The organism is Haloarcula limicola, assembly GCF_010119205.1.
Lineage (GTDB): Archaea > Halobacteriota > Halobacteria > Halobacteriales > Haloarculaceae > Haloarcula > Haloarcula limicola.
Genome location: NZ_WRXM01000001.1, coordinates 1675892 through 1689139, shown reverse-complemented (window position 1 = coordinate 1689139; position 13248 = coordinate 1675892). Strand labels below are relative to the sequence as shown.

The following is a 13248-nucleotide window of genomic DNA, read 5'->3' as shown; positions in this document are numbered from 1 at the left end:
CTGTGTTCGTCTGTCATCGTCGTCTCTCCGCTTTCGAGCACGCCGGATGGGGTCGCTTTTCCATTTCGCTGCTCGTCCGTCCGATACTCACCCCGAGCGGCACACGGGATGCAAATCCGAGTCTACTACCTACGTACGGTTTGCTAACCAATAGATATTGGGGTAAATATTGTCGAAGAACCGTACAGGAACAGCGCTGAGCCGTCGAGGCGGCGACGGACGCTCGGACCCGAATCCGGAGAGTGCCGTTGTCCGCCCCCACTGTTTTGACACGAGCGGGAGATACCTCCGACTATGCCCGACTACGGCGAATACGTCACCGATATCGTCCACGAGCCGACCCAAAGCGACAGCCCGGGCTTCGATCTTACGGTCGCCGAGGTGTTCGATGTGGTCGAACCCGGCCGCATCGACTTCGGCGGCGGCGAACTCGAACCCGCCGAAACCGTTCCGCACCGCAGCGCGAAACGCGACCCGGACGACGACTACGAGTGGTGGACGCTGCGCGAGGGGCAGTACCTCGTCGAGTTCAACGAGTCGCTCACCGGCGAGGGGACAGTAACGTTCCAGCCCCGAACCGAGTTGCTCGAACGCGGCGCGACTCACCCGACGCTCACCGTCGCGGAACTCCCCCGCGTACCGCTATCCGTCGGCGGCGCGGGACTGAGGCTCAAGGCCAACGCCCGCGTGAGCACCATCGTCGACGTCGAGGAGTGACTGTGGCCTCGCTACGGACGGGAAATAGCGCCACTGCTTCGATGCGCTTTTGGCGCGGGATTGATTGAGAACAGGTATGGCTGAATTCACTGTCGCCGTCTCCGACCCGGAGGACGGCCACACGTACCAGATCGACGTCGACGGACAGGACGCCAACCGCTTCATGGGCCGCGAACTCGGCGACGAGGTCGACGGCGGCGCGGTCGGTCTCGACGGCTACACGCTCGAACTCACCGGTGGCTCCGACAAGGCCGGCCGACCGATGCGGTCGGACGTCCGCGGCGTCTCGACGACCGCTATCATGTCCGACGGCGGCGTCGGCTTCGAGCCGACCACCGAGGGCGAGCGCAAGCGCATCACCGTCCGCGGCCGCGAGGTCAGCGACGAGACGCGCCAGATCAACGCCAAGATCGTCGGCCGCGGCAGCGACTCCGTCGAGGACCTGCTCGGCGACGGCGACGAGTGACGGAGCGCGTCCCGAGCGACCACGAGGCCATCGAGACCCACCGCGTCACCGTCGAATCGGTGGGCCGTACCGACCGCCCGCGGGTCGCTCTCCCCGACGCCGTCGGCTTACAGGACGGCGACGTCGTCAGCCTCGCCCTCGACGGCGACGGCTACTACGCCGCCGTCGAGACGAACATCCAGGGCGAGCGTGGTATCGCCCACGTCGCGGACAACCGCCGCCTCGCCCGCGAGCGCGAGGGCGAGAACCGCCTCGCCGAGTGGGTCGCGGACGGCACCGTCTCGCTCGGCGGCTCGGCGCACCTGGACGTGATTACCGACGGCACCGAGTACGGCCTGCGGACGCCCGGCACGCGCGTCGTCTACACCTCGACCGGCGGGGCCGACTCCTCGCTCGCCGACATCGCCGAGGACGTAGACGGGTAATCTCTCGTTCTACGAACTGATATTCGCGCGAAACGCTCAATATACGGGGCGGACAAGCAACGGCCAACCCCCCGCATGTCGGAATCAGTCATCGCCGACTTCGTCGGCCAGTTCAACTCCGAGGTCTCCACCCGCAGCGACCCGATCAAGGGTCGGGTGGTCCTCTCACAGAAGCGACTGGTACTGGCCGCCAGCGAGGACGACAAGCTGACGATTCCGCTGTCATCGGTCTTCGACGTCGCCATCGGGCAGGTGCCCCCCGACTTGGGCGACTTCTTCGACTCGACGGTGACCGTCGCCTTCGAGAAGAACGGCCGCCGCCTCGTCGCCGCCATCGAGGCCGGCGACGAGAAGATCGAGAAGTTCGGCACGCTCCTGTTCAAGGCGATCGTCAACGGCACCGAGACGACGGTCAAGGAGCGAGCCCGCGTCGGCGGTCGCGTCACCGACGACGCCCAGCGGACCGCTCGCCTCTTTCTGTCTCCCGGGACCGTCGAGTTCCGCCGCGAGGACGGCACCTTCGCCATCGACTTAGAGACCGTCTCCGACTTCTCCCGAACCACTCGGGAAGTATCGGGCAGCAAACGCCCCGTTCTGGAGGTCCGGCACATGCAGGACGGCACCGCCGTCACGACGATGGCGACGCTCGCGTCCCCCCGGAAGATGTCGATCCTCGGCCGCTACCTCCGTCGGGAGTACTCCGAACTGATGGAGGAGATCCGGAGCGTCGACCTCACGCGGGACAAGAAGGAGGTGCTGGTCGCCATGTACTCGACCGGCGATATGGAGGGGATGCCCCTCGCCAACATCCTCGGGAAGGACTCCGCCGCGGTGTCGATGCTCCTGCGAGACCTCGACGCGGACAACCTCGTCCAGGACGGTCCGGACGGCCCGACGCTCACCCCGAAGGGGAAGATCGTCGCCAGCCGGCACCTGGAGGACGTCAACGCCTAGCGACCACCTTTTTCGTCGTCGGGTTCGAGTCGCGCCTCCGGCGCGCTCGAACCGCTCCTCGAAAAACGTCCTCAGAAGTCTGCGACTTCTGATGGGTGGTTCGAGAGAGCTACGCTCTCTCGTCATCTGCTCACGGGCGGCGACGCCGCCCGTTCGCAGGTTCGTGGGACTCGTAGAGTCCCCCGTTCATCCCGAAAGGCGCTTTGCGCCTTTCGGACGACTGCATCAGAGCTTCGCTCTGATGAACGTGGGCGAAAAAGGCCGAACTCGCGGCGACGCCGCGAGTTCGGTGAAACCGCGCCTCCGGCGCGGTATGCTTCTCAAGCAGGCCTGCCCTTCCCCGGGTCGCGCGACGGAGCGCTCTCCCGGCCACCGCCCGCAACCGCTATTCCTCCGCGTCCGCGACTAACTCGGCGGCTAAGCGAGCGGCGGCAGCGCCCGTCTCGGCGAGGACGTAGGTGATCGGTTCGATGCCGAATGCGCCGCGGTGGTAGAGCACGTCGGGGACCGCGCCGCGGTCCTCGAACCGCTCGCGGAGGCGGTCGCCGCGGTCGTCGTAGTCCGCCTCGAACTCCAGCAGGTCGAGGCCGCGCGCGCGGGCCGCGTCGAGGAGCGCGTCGTCGGTGGCGAGGTTGAGCGCGCCGCGGCGGTCGGGGTCGACGGCCGTCGCGGCCAGAATCGTCGTGGAGACGTGTTTCGACGCGCCGAACTCGGGGTTCGCCGGCACCTCGACGCTGCCGTCCATCACGTAGATGCGGCCGGGGACGGCGGCCACGTCCGAGACGGCGTCGGCCCCGGGGAGGGCGGTCCCGACGTTCGTCCCGACGTTGGGGACGTAGCCGACGATACCGGGCGTGGTCGCGAGGACGCGGCTCGCCTCGCGGACGCTGTCGAGGACCTCGCGTTCCCTGCGGAGTTCCGGGTTCGCGCCGCGGACGCAGAGGTCACAGCCCAGCCCCTCTAACTCCGGCATCGCCTCCTCGTGGAGTTCGCAGACGGGTCCGCGGTCCTCGAAGGCGCGGACAAGTTCCAGCACGGCCGCCAGCGCGTCGTAGCCGTCCATCTCGTCGTCCGCCAGTCCCGCGGCGACCCGTTCGACCGTCTCCGCGGTTCGGGGGTGGTCCGCGACGCGCGGTTCGAGGTCGGGGTCGCCGTTGACGTACGTCGAGACGGCCGCCTGCGTGACGCCGAGATGCGCCGCGACTTCCTGTTGGGTGAGGTCGTGCGCCGAGAGTTCCCGCGCCAGCAAGACGCGCAGCGTCGGCAACACGTCCTGCACGACGATTTCACTCGGCAGCCGGAGGGACATACCCCCTCGTTGGGCGACCGGTCGCTTAAGCGTTCGACATCGACTCGACCGTACTGCGAGACGATAAGCCGATTGTAATACTAAGTTATATCACGCCGGAAGGCCGAGCGGTCGATATGAGCTTCACCGGCGAACTGGCCGATATCGGCGAGCCCGTTTGGGACGCCATCGTCGCCCACCCGATGGTCGAACAGTTGGGCGAGGGAACGTTAGACGGAGCCCCGTTCCGCTACTGGGTCCGGCAGGACTACGTCTACCTCGTCGAGTACGCGCGCGTGTTCGCGCTGGGCGCGGCCAACGCCCCGGACCTGGAACGGATGGGAACCTTCGCCGAACTGCTCGACTCGACCATCAATACGGAGATGGAGCTCCACCGGGAGTACGCCGCCGAGTTCGGTATCTCGGAAGCGGACCTCGAAGCGACCGACCCATCGCCGACGACGCGGGGATACACGGACTTCCTCGTCCGCACCGCCGCGACCGGCACGTTCGGCGACCTCGCGGCGGCGCTCCTGCCCTGTATGTGGGGGTTCAACGAGACGGCGCGCCGACTGGACGAGCGCGGCCGCCCGGACCACGAGCGGTACGCCGCGTGGATCGAGATGTACGCCGGCGAGGAGTTCACCGAGCTCACGGAGTGGTGTAAGGGCCTGATGGACGACGTGGCCGCCGAGTCGACCGAATCCGAACGCGAGCGCTACCGCGAGGTCTTCGAGACGTCGGCCCGCTACGAGTACCGCTTCTGGGACGCCGCCTGGCGCGAGGAGGAGTGGTCGGTGTGACGGGGACGGACGAGATCCCGGCGGCGGTGCCGGCCACCTACGGCGAGTACGCAGTGAACCACGAGAATCCGCGATTCACCGATTGGCTCAGAGCGCGCTCGGAGCCGTCGTGGACCGAGGCGACCGACCACCGGTTCACCCGCGAACTCCGCGCCGACGAACTCGACGACGCCGTCTTCCGCCGGTATCTCGTGCAGGACTACGCCTTCCTGGAGACGCTCGTCGGCGCGTTCGGCCACGCCGTCGGCGACGCGCCGACGATGGGCGCGAAGTCCCGTCTCACCGATTTTCTCGGGACGCTCACCGACGAGGAGAGCGACTACTTCGAGCGCTCCTTCGACGCGCTCGGCGTCGACGAATCGGCGCACGACAGTCCCGACCTGACGCCGACCACGGCGGCGTTCCGGGACCTGCTCCTGCGGGCGACCGGACGGGGCGGCTACGCCGAGACGCTGGCCGTCCTCGTCCCCGCCGAGTGGGTGTACCTCGCGTGGGCGACGGCCGCGGATAGCGACGGTGACCGCCCCGACCGGTTCTATCTCGCCGAATGGGTGGACCTCCACGCGGTTCCGGCCTTCGAGGAGTTCGTCGGCTGGCTCCGGGCGGAACTCGACCGGGAGGGCGCGGCCGCGAGCGAGCGCCGGCAGGAGAGGCTCGCTGACCTGTTCCGTCGAACTGTCGAACTGGAAGTCGCCTTCTTCGACGCGGCCTACGTGGGAACGGGCGAGGAAGACGACGGCGGGAGCGCGGCGACGACCGACGGTGGTGACCGCTCGTGGTGACCACGGCCGTCGCGCTGGGACTGACCGTCTTCACGCTCGCGGCGTTCGCCGCGCTCGGCGTCTGGTACACGCGGGGGCGCGAGGGGTCGGCCGACGACTTCCTCACCGCTCGCGACTCCGTCGGCGAGGGTCGCCTGACCGCGACGCTCGTCGCCTCGGTGATGGGCGTCTGGATCCTCCTCTCCGCGCCGGAAGCGGGAGCGGGGTTCGGAATCGCCGCCGTCGTCGGTTACGCGGTCGGCGAGGCCGCGCCGATGCTCGCTTACTCCCGGCTCGGCCCACGCGTGCGCGAACTGCTCCCGAAGGGCCACTCGCTCACGGAGTACGCCCACGCCCGCTACGGATCGATGATGTACGGCTTCGTCCTCCTCGTCAGCGCGCTCTACATGTTCGTCTTCGTCGCTGCCGAACTGACTGGCATCGCCAGCGCCCTCTCACTGGTCGCGGGCGTCCCGCAGTGGCAGACGGCGACGCTCGTCGGCGGCTTCGTCCTGCTCTACACGAGTTACGGCGGCCTCCGGGCGACCATCGTCACCGATACGGTTCAGGCGGTCCTCGTCCTCCCGATTCTCGCGGTGGTCGTCGGCGTCGTCGTCCTCTCGCTCGGCGGTCCCGGCGCGGTGTATTCCGGCGTCGTCGAGACGAACCCGGCGCTCGTAGACGCGGGGTTCCTCCCCGGTCTCCAGTTCGGCCTCGGTCTCGCCTTCGCCATCCTCGGCGCGGAACTCGTCAACCAGACGTGGTGGCAGCGCATCTACGCCGGCCGCGACGGCGAGACGGTCGCCCGCGGCTTCCGCAACGCCACGCTGCTCAACAGCGCGCTCGTCTTCGTCGCCGCGGTCCTCGGGATCGTCGCCGTCGGCCACGCCGACGTGGTCACCGACGCGTCGAGCGCGGCGTACAACGCCGACGTCGCCTTCTTCGTCCTCGTCGAGAGCGTCTTCGGCGAATGGCTACTGCTCGGCGTCGTCCTGCTGGCGCTCCTGCTGGTGGTCAGCTCCGTCGACTCGCTGTTCTCGGCGCTCTCGAGCCTCGTCACCGCAGACCTCCCCCGACTGCTCGCAGAGCCCGACGACCGCACCCTCCGGCTGGGCGCGCGGGCGCTCACCGCCGTCGTCGCCGTCGCCGCGATCTACGTCAGCCTGCGCGCCCGGAGCGTCCTCCGCCTGTTCTTCTTCGCGGACCTGCTTGGGGCCGCCGTCGCCTTCCCGCTCGTCTACGGCCTCTACTCCCGGCGGCTCACCGGTCCCGGCGCGCTGCTATCGAGTCTCCTCGGGCTCGCCGTCGGATTGGCGTACTTCCCCGACCTTCGGGGCGTGACGACGGCGATTCCCGTCGTCGGCGACCTCCTTCCGGCCGCGGACCCGCTGTATCTCACGTCCTTCGCGGGAGCCTTCCTCGTCTCCACCGGCGCGACGCTGCTCGCGGCGCGACTTTCGGACGGTGCGTTCGACTTCGACAGCCTCGCCGAGACGGGCGGCGTGCCCGTGACCGACGGCGGGACCGAGCGCGACGGAGAGAACTGAACCGACCCGAGTGTGGGGCGAAGCCTGTTATCTCGACGACCGGCGAGTTCCTGCTACCGCTCTCACGAGCCGTCAGCGAACGGGTTCACTACGCGCGCTTGCTCGGTAGCTCGCCGCCGGTGTGAGAAATCGACAGCCGTCCGGTCGCTACTGGTCGGCGATGGCCTCGCCCGCGATGGAGCGCCCGCGGGCCTCTAACTGGACCTCGCGGCGGGTGCGGACGGGTTCTAAGATGTCCGCCTCGATGAGGCGGTCGTAGACGCGCTCTACCTCGTCGATGTCCATGTCGACGAAGTCGGGGATCTCGAACGGCGAGATGCCCGAGTACAGCGCCATCAACACCTGCGTCTCCTCGGGGGCGAGGTCCACGTCGTCGGCGGCGTTTCGCCGCTCGCCCTGACGGACCAACCCCTCGACGAGCGAGACGTGCCGCGGCGTCCCGGAGATGTACGTCTCGACGCTCGTGCCGTCGATGGTGTGTTCGACCTCCAGCAGCGGGCGCTCCTCGCCTCGGATCTCCTTTCGCTTGGCTTCGACGGTGCCCACGTCGTCGATGTCGAGCTCGACGAACGTGCCGCTGGCGGTGGCGAGGTCGATGGTCTCGTCGCTCTCGTCGTCGAGTTTCAGCCGGGCCTTCTCCCACTCGGTATCCTGGACGACCCCGCCTTTCACTGCAGGGTGTCTGACGAGGACGACGATCTGGTCGAGCAACGCGCGATAGAGTTCCACTTCGAACGCCCCGGCGGTCGCCGACACCAGCCACACGTCCCGGCCGGCCTGCAGTTTGACGTAGCCGTCGACCTGCGCGAGCGACTGGTTCATCTGGCTGGCGGTGACGCTCGTGACCTTCGAGAGCGGGAGCGTGCGCTTGCCCTGGTTCGTCGCCAGCACCAACCGTCTGTTCGAGAGGACGACGCGGCCCGGAAGCCACTCGATGTCGTTTCGCTTCCGGCCGTCTCTGACCACCTGCACGAACTTCCCCTTCGAGTCGGCCAGCGCGCGCTCGCCGTCGCTCATCCGCGCCCACCGAGTTTCGAGATGGCCGAGAAGGCCTTCTGCCGGACCGCGTCTTCGTCGGTGTCGTCGATGAGTTTATCCAGCGCCTTCCGCGAGCGCTCGCCGCCGACCTTCCCGAGCGTGAAGATCGCCTGGCCCCGGATCTGCGGGTCGACGGTCCCGTCCTGAACGACGGGCAACAGACGGCGTTCGACCATGTTGTCCGGGCCGCCGAGTTCCGCCAGGCTCGTCGCGGCGAACTGGCGGAGCATCCGGTCATCGTCGGAGAGCGCCTCGACGAGCCCGTCGATGACGCGGTCGCGCTCCCGGTCGCTCGTGACTCGGCCCAGCAGCCACGCGGTGTTGCGCCGCTGGGCGGCCTGCGTGCTCTCTTCGAGTATCTCCGCCAGCGGCACGACGACGCTCCGGTCGTCGGTGTTCGAGAGCCTCTCGACGACGGTGTCGCGGATGTCGTGGCTCCGTTCGGTCGGGACGTTCGAGAGGAGTTCGACGAGCGAGTACACCGCGGTCCGGCGGACGGCCCCGGACTCGTCGGAGAGGGCCTCCACCAGATAGTCGACGGGGCGGCCGTTCTCGAAGTTGCCGAACGCGCCGACGGCGATCCGGCGGACGCGCTCGTCGTCGTCCTCGTACATCGGCAGCAGCGCCTGCAGCGCCTGTCGGTTGCCGACGTTGCCCAGCGCCTCGGCGGCCTCTCGGCGCACCGCGCTCTTCGGGTCCGTCAGCAACGATTCGAGCGGCCCCGCGGCTCGCGAGTCGCCGATCTTCCCCGCTGACCGGGCGGCCCGCGCTCGAACCCGCGGATCGGGGTCGTCGAAGCGCTCGGCCAGTTGCGGGACGGTGTCGGCCTGTCCCAGCCGGCCCAACCCGTTGGCGGCGGCCATCCGGAGTTCGGGGACGTCCGCCGAGAGCGCCCGGACGAACGCCTTCGCGGTCACCCAGTCGGCCGCGTCGCCGTCCAGTTCGACGCCGGCCATCTCGCCGATGAGCCGCTCGATGGCTCCCTCCCCGAGTTCGTCGAGCGAGTCGATGGCCGCCGCGGTGACGGCGCTGCTGTCACCCTGTGCCGCCCCGACCAGCGCGTTGACGGCGTCCCGTCGGTCGTCATGGCGCTCGAAGTTCCCCAATAGCTCGGCCGCGCGGGTCCGGACGCGCTCGTTGTCGCTCTCGCGCAACACCCGGATGAGTTCCTGTATCTCGCCGTCGCGTTCGAGTTCGTAGAGGCTCATGCTACACCCGGCGGTAGATGCGGTGTTGCTTGTCGACGGGTTCGAACGAGTCCCGACAGGCCGTCGGGAGCGTCTCGGTCATCCCGATCATGAGGTAGCCGCCCTCCCGGAGCGACCCGCGGATCGTCTCGAAGATGGGGACCTTGTACTCGGCGTCGATGTAGATGAGGAGGTTCCGACAGAACACCAGGTCGAAGTCCCGCTTGGGGTCGCCGCGGATGAGGTCGTGTCGCTGGAACGTGACCATGTCCGTGACGGCGTCGCGGACCTCGAACGTGTCGCCGTCCTCCTCGACGTACTCGGCGTAGTCGCTGAGCGGCGCGAGCTCCTCGGCGATGTCCGTCGTCTGTGAGGTCCGGTAGGTCGCTTTCCGGGCCTCTCGGAGGATGTCGGCGTTGATGTCGGTCCCGGTGATCTCGACGCGACCGGCGTCGATCCGGGGGTCGTCGAGCGCCAGCATCGCCGCCGAGTACGGCTCCCGTCCGTCGGCGCTCGGCGCGGACCACACCCTGACTCTGTCGTTCTCGGCCGTCAGCTCGCGCAGGACCGAGCGCAGCTGCTCCCACGCGTCCGGGTTCCGGAAGAAGCCGGTGACGTTGATCGAGAGGGAATCGAGGAGTTTCTCGCGCTCGCCGTCGTCTCGTTCGAGGAGTCGCCTGTACGCGCCGTAACCGTCGGTATCGGTTCGTCGCATCCGCGCGGTGATGCGACGGTCGAGGTACGCGTCGTTGTAGAACGAGGACTCGAAGTCCATCTCCGACCCGATGAACGACAGCAGGCGGTCGAACTGCCGGCCCTCGGTGTCGCCGCTCATAGCGTCACCACGTCGAGGATGTGGACGATGTTGCCGTCGCCGAGCACGGCGGTCCCGGAGAGGCCGGCGGTCCCGGAGAGGATGCCCTCCAGGGGCTTGACGACGACTTCCTCCTGGCTGTTGACCGAGTCACAGTGGAGCGCGATCTGGCGTTCGGACTCCCGGATGCGGACGAGCATTCCGTCGCCGTTCGCCGTCTCGCCGGGGACTTCGAAGGCGTCGTCCAAGTGGACGACCGGGTAGATGTCGTCGTTGTGCTTGATGACCTCCTTCCCGTTGACCTGTTTCACCGCGCCGGTCGCCGTTATCTCGTCGACGTTCTTGATGGGGATGCCGTACTCCTCGTCGCCCACCTCGACGAACAGCACCTTCACGATGGCCATCGTCACGGGCAGGCGGAGGGAGACGGTCGTCCCCTCGCCCTCGGTGGACTCGACGTTGACTGACCCGTCGAGTTGCGTGACGGTGTCGTGGACCACGTCCATCCCGACGCCGCGGCCGCTGGTGTCCGTCACCTCCTCGGCCGTCGAGAAGCCGGGGTGGAAGACAAGGTCGTAGACGGCCGAGTCGTCCATCGCGTCGAGTTCCTCCGGCGAGCGAACGCCCTTCTCGACGGCTTTCTGCCTGATCCCCTCCACGTCAAGTCCCGCGCCGTCGTCATCGACTTCGATGATGACGTGGTCGCGTTCGCGGGAGGCCCGCAGCGTGATGTGTCCCGTCGGGGACTTCCCCTTCCCCTCGCGCATCGCCGGCGCTTCGATGCCGTGGTCGACGGCGTTCCGGAGAATGTGCATCAGCGGGTCCGAGATCTCAGTGAGGATGGTGCGGTCGAGTTCGATGTCCTCGCCCTCGATCTCGAAGTCGACGTCCTTCTCTAAGTTCCGGGCGAGGTCGCGGACCAGCCGCGGGAATTTCCCGACGACCTTCTTCAGCGGGATGAGCCGCATGTCCATCACCGTGTTCTGGAGGTTCGCCGTTATCTTGTCCAGTTCGTTCAGCGTCTCGCCGGCCGAGTCGAGGTCGTTCTGCTCGACGGAGCGCCGGAGCTTGATGCGGCTCGTCACCAGTTGCTCGACCAGCCCGTGTAAGTCGTCGAGCTGGTCGACGTCGACGCGGACGGACTTGATCTCGTCGACGCTGTGCTCTTCCTCGCCGCCCTCGGTCGCTCCGGGAGCGGGACTCGGGGGGTCGGCGTCGCCGCCCTCGTCGGCCGAGAGCGCCTCGGTCACGTCCGTCGCCTCGAAGGAGTCGACCTTGCCGACCGACGCCAGCTCGGCGTCGACCGTCGCGGCGTCCGGCGCGTCGAGGTAGAGCGTGAACCTCTCCTCGAACTCGCCGTCCTCGATGGCCGCCCGGTCGGGCGAGAACTCGAGGATCTCGAAGGCGTCTTCGATGCCCTCCAAGGCAAGCATCGAGTCGACGCCGAGCATGTCCGACTCGCCGACGCCGATCGTCGCGCGAACGACCCGCTCCTCGGCGTCGACCGGGTCGAGGTCGGTCTCGACGTCGATGTCGGCCGTCTGGCCGTCCTCACTCGCCGCAGCCACGGCGCTTCCCGCGGCCGCTGCACCAGCGCCGGCAGCCGCGCCGGTGCCGGCGGCCGCCGCGCCCGATTCGAGCACCGCACGCAGCTCCCCGACCGTCTCGTCGGTGGTCGTCTGTGACTCGCCCTCGGCCTCGATCTCGTTGACGATGACCTCGATCCGGTCGACGCCCGCGAAGACGAGGTCCATCACGTCCGGGGTGACGTCCATCTCGCCCTGTCGCATCGCGTCGAGGAGGTCCTCCATCGCGTGCGCGAGGTTCGCCGCGTCGGTGAAGCCCATCGCGCCGAAGTTCCCCTTCAGCGTGTGGGCGGTGCGGAAGATGGAGTCCATCGCCGCCCGGTCGGACGGGTCGGACTCAAGGTCCAACAGGGAGTTGTTCAGTTCGGTTATCGCTTCCTCGCTCTCGCGGATAAACGCGTCTAGATACTGGTCGTCCATTATGGGGTCACCTCGGTCGTGATCGTCGCTAAAATGCCGCCCGCCACGTCGTCGATGGGGAGCACCGAATCCACGCAGCCGGTCTCGGCCGCCCGCTGGGGCATCCCGTAGACGGCGGACGTGGCCTCGTCCTGTGCGATGGTCCGCCCGCCGGCGGCCTTGATCCGGCGGATGCCGTCCGCGCCGTCCTCGCCCATCCCGGTGAGGATGACGCCGACGAGCGGGTCGTCGATGGTCGCCGCGGCCGTCGCCATCGTCACGTCGACGGCCGGTCGGACGCTGTTGACCGGCTCGTCCTTCGTCAGTTTCACGCGGAGCCGGCCGTTCCGGTAGTTCTTGATCTCCATGTGGCTGTCGCCGGCGGCGACGAGCGCCTCGCCGCCCCCGATTCGCGCGCCGTCGATCGCCTCCCGAACGTCGTACTCGCTACGCGCGTCGATGCGCTCGGCGAAGCGCCCGGTGAATCCCTCGGGCATGTGCTGGACGACGAGGATTCGGAGGTCGGCCGCGGCCGGTAGCTCCGACAGCACCTGCTCGACCATCTTCGGTCCGCCGGTCGACGAGCCGATGACGACCGTCGGGTCCGCGACGTACGTCCGGGACGCCTCGGTCGAGCGACTGTCGGTCGTTCCAGTAGAGGTGGAGCGACTCTGCGCCCCCGCGTTCGCATCGGAAGCGCCTGCGCCGCGGACGCCGGCTTCGGCGACGGATGTCACGATGTCGACGAGTTGGTCCTTCAGCCGGGACATCTCCATCGACACCTCGCCGCCGGGCTTCGTGAAGAAGTCCACGGCCCCCTTATCGAGCGCCTCGAAGGTCACGTCGGCGTTCTCGTCGGTGTGGGCCGAGAGCATCAACACGGGCGTCGGCCGCTCGCCCATGATCCGTTCGGTGGCCTCGATCCCGTTCATCTCCGGCATTTCGACGTCCATCGTCACGACGTCCGGCCCGTGGTCGCGGACCGCCGCCACGGCCTCGCGTCCGTTGCGGGCCTCGGCGACGACGTCGATCCCCCCTTCTTCGAGCATGTCGGAGATGACGCTTCGCATGAAGTGAGAGTCGTCGGCCACGACTGCGCGCGGGGCGGCACCGGCCATCGTCACGCGGCCTCCGGTGACGTGGTCGTTCGCGGGCGGAGCATCTGCATCACTGTGGCGTACTCCCCTTCGCCCGGAAATAAAGACACCGCCCACGTAATCAAAGTTGATAGCCCAGGAGGCAGTTTTATGCCCGCTTGCTATC

The 13248-nt window shown here is 68.1% G+C and carries 13 protein-coding genes; 7 read left to right on the top strand and 6 right to left on the bottom strand.

Features of this window, described 5'->3' with window-relative positions:
* Positions 1–294: 294 nt before the first annotated feature.
* From GO488_RS08680 to GO488_RS08665, 4 genes are all read left to right on the top strand, one after another.
* Complete coding sequence (locus GO488_RS08680) at positions 295–717, top strand: dCTP deaminase/dUTPase family protein (protein WP_162317361.1); 423 nt, start codon at positions 295–297, stop codon at positions 715–717.
* Between the two features lie 76 nt (positions 718–793).
* Positions 794–1183 carry a 30S ribosomal protein S6e gene (locus GO488_RS08675; protein WP_162317360.1) on the top strand — a complete coding sequence of 130 codons (390 nt, stop codon included), beginning with the start codon at positions 794–796 and terminating at the stop codon, positions 1181–1183.
* Positions 1180–1608, top strand: a complete 429-nt coding sequence (locus GO488_RS08670; protein WP_162317359.1) for a DUF7112 family protein — start codon at positions 1180–1182, stop codon at positions 1606–1608. The genes GO488_RS08675 and GO488_RS08670 overlap by 4 nt, the downstream gene beginning before the upstream one ends.
* 75 nt (positions 1609–1683) lie before the next feature.
* Positions 1684–2562 carry a CheF family chemotaxis protein gene (locus GO488_RS08665; RefSeq protein WP_162317358.1) on the top strand — a complete coding sequence of 293 codons (879 nt, stop codon included), beginning with the start codon at positions 1684–1686 and terminating at the stop codon, positions 2560–2562.
* Between the two features lie 385 nt (positions 2563–2947).
* Here the strand turns inward: GO488_RS08665 and GO488_RS08660 are convergent, their stop codons facing one another.
* Positions 2948–3871, bottom strand: a complete 924-nt coding sequence (locus GO488_RS08660; protein WP_162317357.1) for a thiamine-phosphate synthase family protein — start codon at positions 3869–3871, stop codon at positions 2948–2950.
* Between the two features lie 116 nt (positions 3872–3987).
* Here GO488_RS08660 and tenA point away from each other — a divergent pair, with 116 nt between their 5' ends.
* The 3 genes from tenA to GO488_RS08645 are packed head-to-tail and all read left to right on the top strand — an operon-like array spanning position 3988 to position 6961.
* Positions 3988–4653, top strand: a complete 666-nt coding sequence (tenA, locus tag GO488_RS08655; protein WP_162317356.1) for a thiaminase II — start codon at positions 3988–3990, stop codon at positions 4651–4653.
* Positions 4650–5435: a TenA family protein gene (locus GO488_RS08650; RefSeq protein WP_162317355.1), complete on the top strand. Its 786-nt coding sequence runs from the start codon at positions 4650–4652 to the stop codon at positions 5433–5435. The genes tenA and GO488_RS08650 overlap by 4 nt, the downstream gene beginning before the upstream one ends.
* On the top strand, positions 5429–6961 hold the full coding sequence (locus tag GO488_RS08645; protein ID WP_162317354.1) for a sodium:solute symporter family transporter: 1533 nt from the start codon (positions 5429–5431) through the stop codon (positions 6959–6961). The genes GO488_RS08650 and GO488_RS08645 overlap by 7 nt, the downstream gene beginning before the upstream one ends.
* Positions 6962–7108: 147 nt before the next feature.
* Here the strand turns inward: GO488_RS08645 and GO488_RS08640 are convergent, their stop codons facing one another.
* From GO488_RS08640 to GO488_RS08620, 5 genes are read right to left on the bottom strand one after another with little or no spacing between them, the layout of a single operon-like run.
* Positions 7109–7978 carry a CheF family chemotaxis protein gene (locus GO488_RS08640; protein ID WP_162317353.1) on the bottom strand — a complete coding sequence of 290 codons (870 nt, stop codon included), beginning with the start codon at positions 7976–7978 and terminating at the stop codon, positions 7109–7111.
* Positions 7975–9207 (bottom strand): HEAT repeat domain-containing protein, encoded by a 1233-nt coding sequence (locus GO488_RS08635; protein WP_162317352.1) that lies wholly within the window; start codon positions 9205–9207, stop codon positions 7975–7977. Before GO488_RS08635 ends, GO488_RS08640 begins: the two co-directional genes overlap by 4 nt.
* 1 nt (position 9208) lies before the next feature.
* Positions 9209–10021 carry a CheR family methyltransferase gene (locus tag GO488_RS08630; RefSeq protein WP_162317351.1) on the bottom strand — a complete coding sequence of 271 codons (813 nt, stop codon included), beginning with the start codon at positions 10019–10021 and terminating at the stop codon, positions 9209–9211.
* Positions 10018–12006 carry a chemotaxis protein CheA gene (gene cheA / locus GO488_RS08625; protein WP_162317350.1) on the bottom strand — a complete coding sequence of 663 codons (1989 nt, stop codon included), beginning with the start codon at positions 12004–12006 and terminating at the stop codon, positions 10018–10020. Before cheA ends, GO488_RS08630 begins: the two co-directional genes overlap by 4 nt.
* Positions 12006–13103 carry a protein-glutamate methylesterase/protein-glutamine glutaminase gene (locus GO488_RS08620; protein ID WP_162317349.1) on the bottom strand — a complete coding sequence of 366 codons (1098 nt, stop codon included), beginning with the start codon at positions 13101–13103 and terminating at the stop codon, positions 12006–12008. Before GO488_RS08620 ends, cheA begins: the two co-directional genes overlap by 1 nt.
* Between the last annotated feature and the right edge of the window lie 145 nt (positions 13104–13248).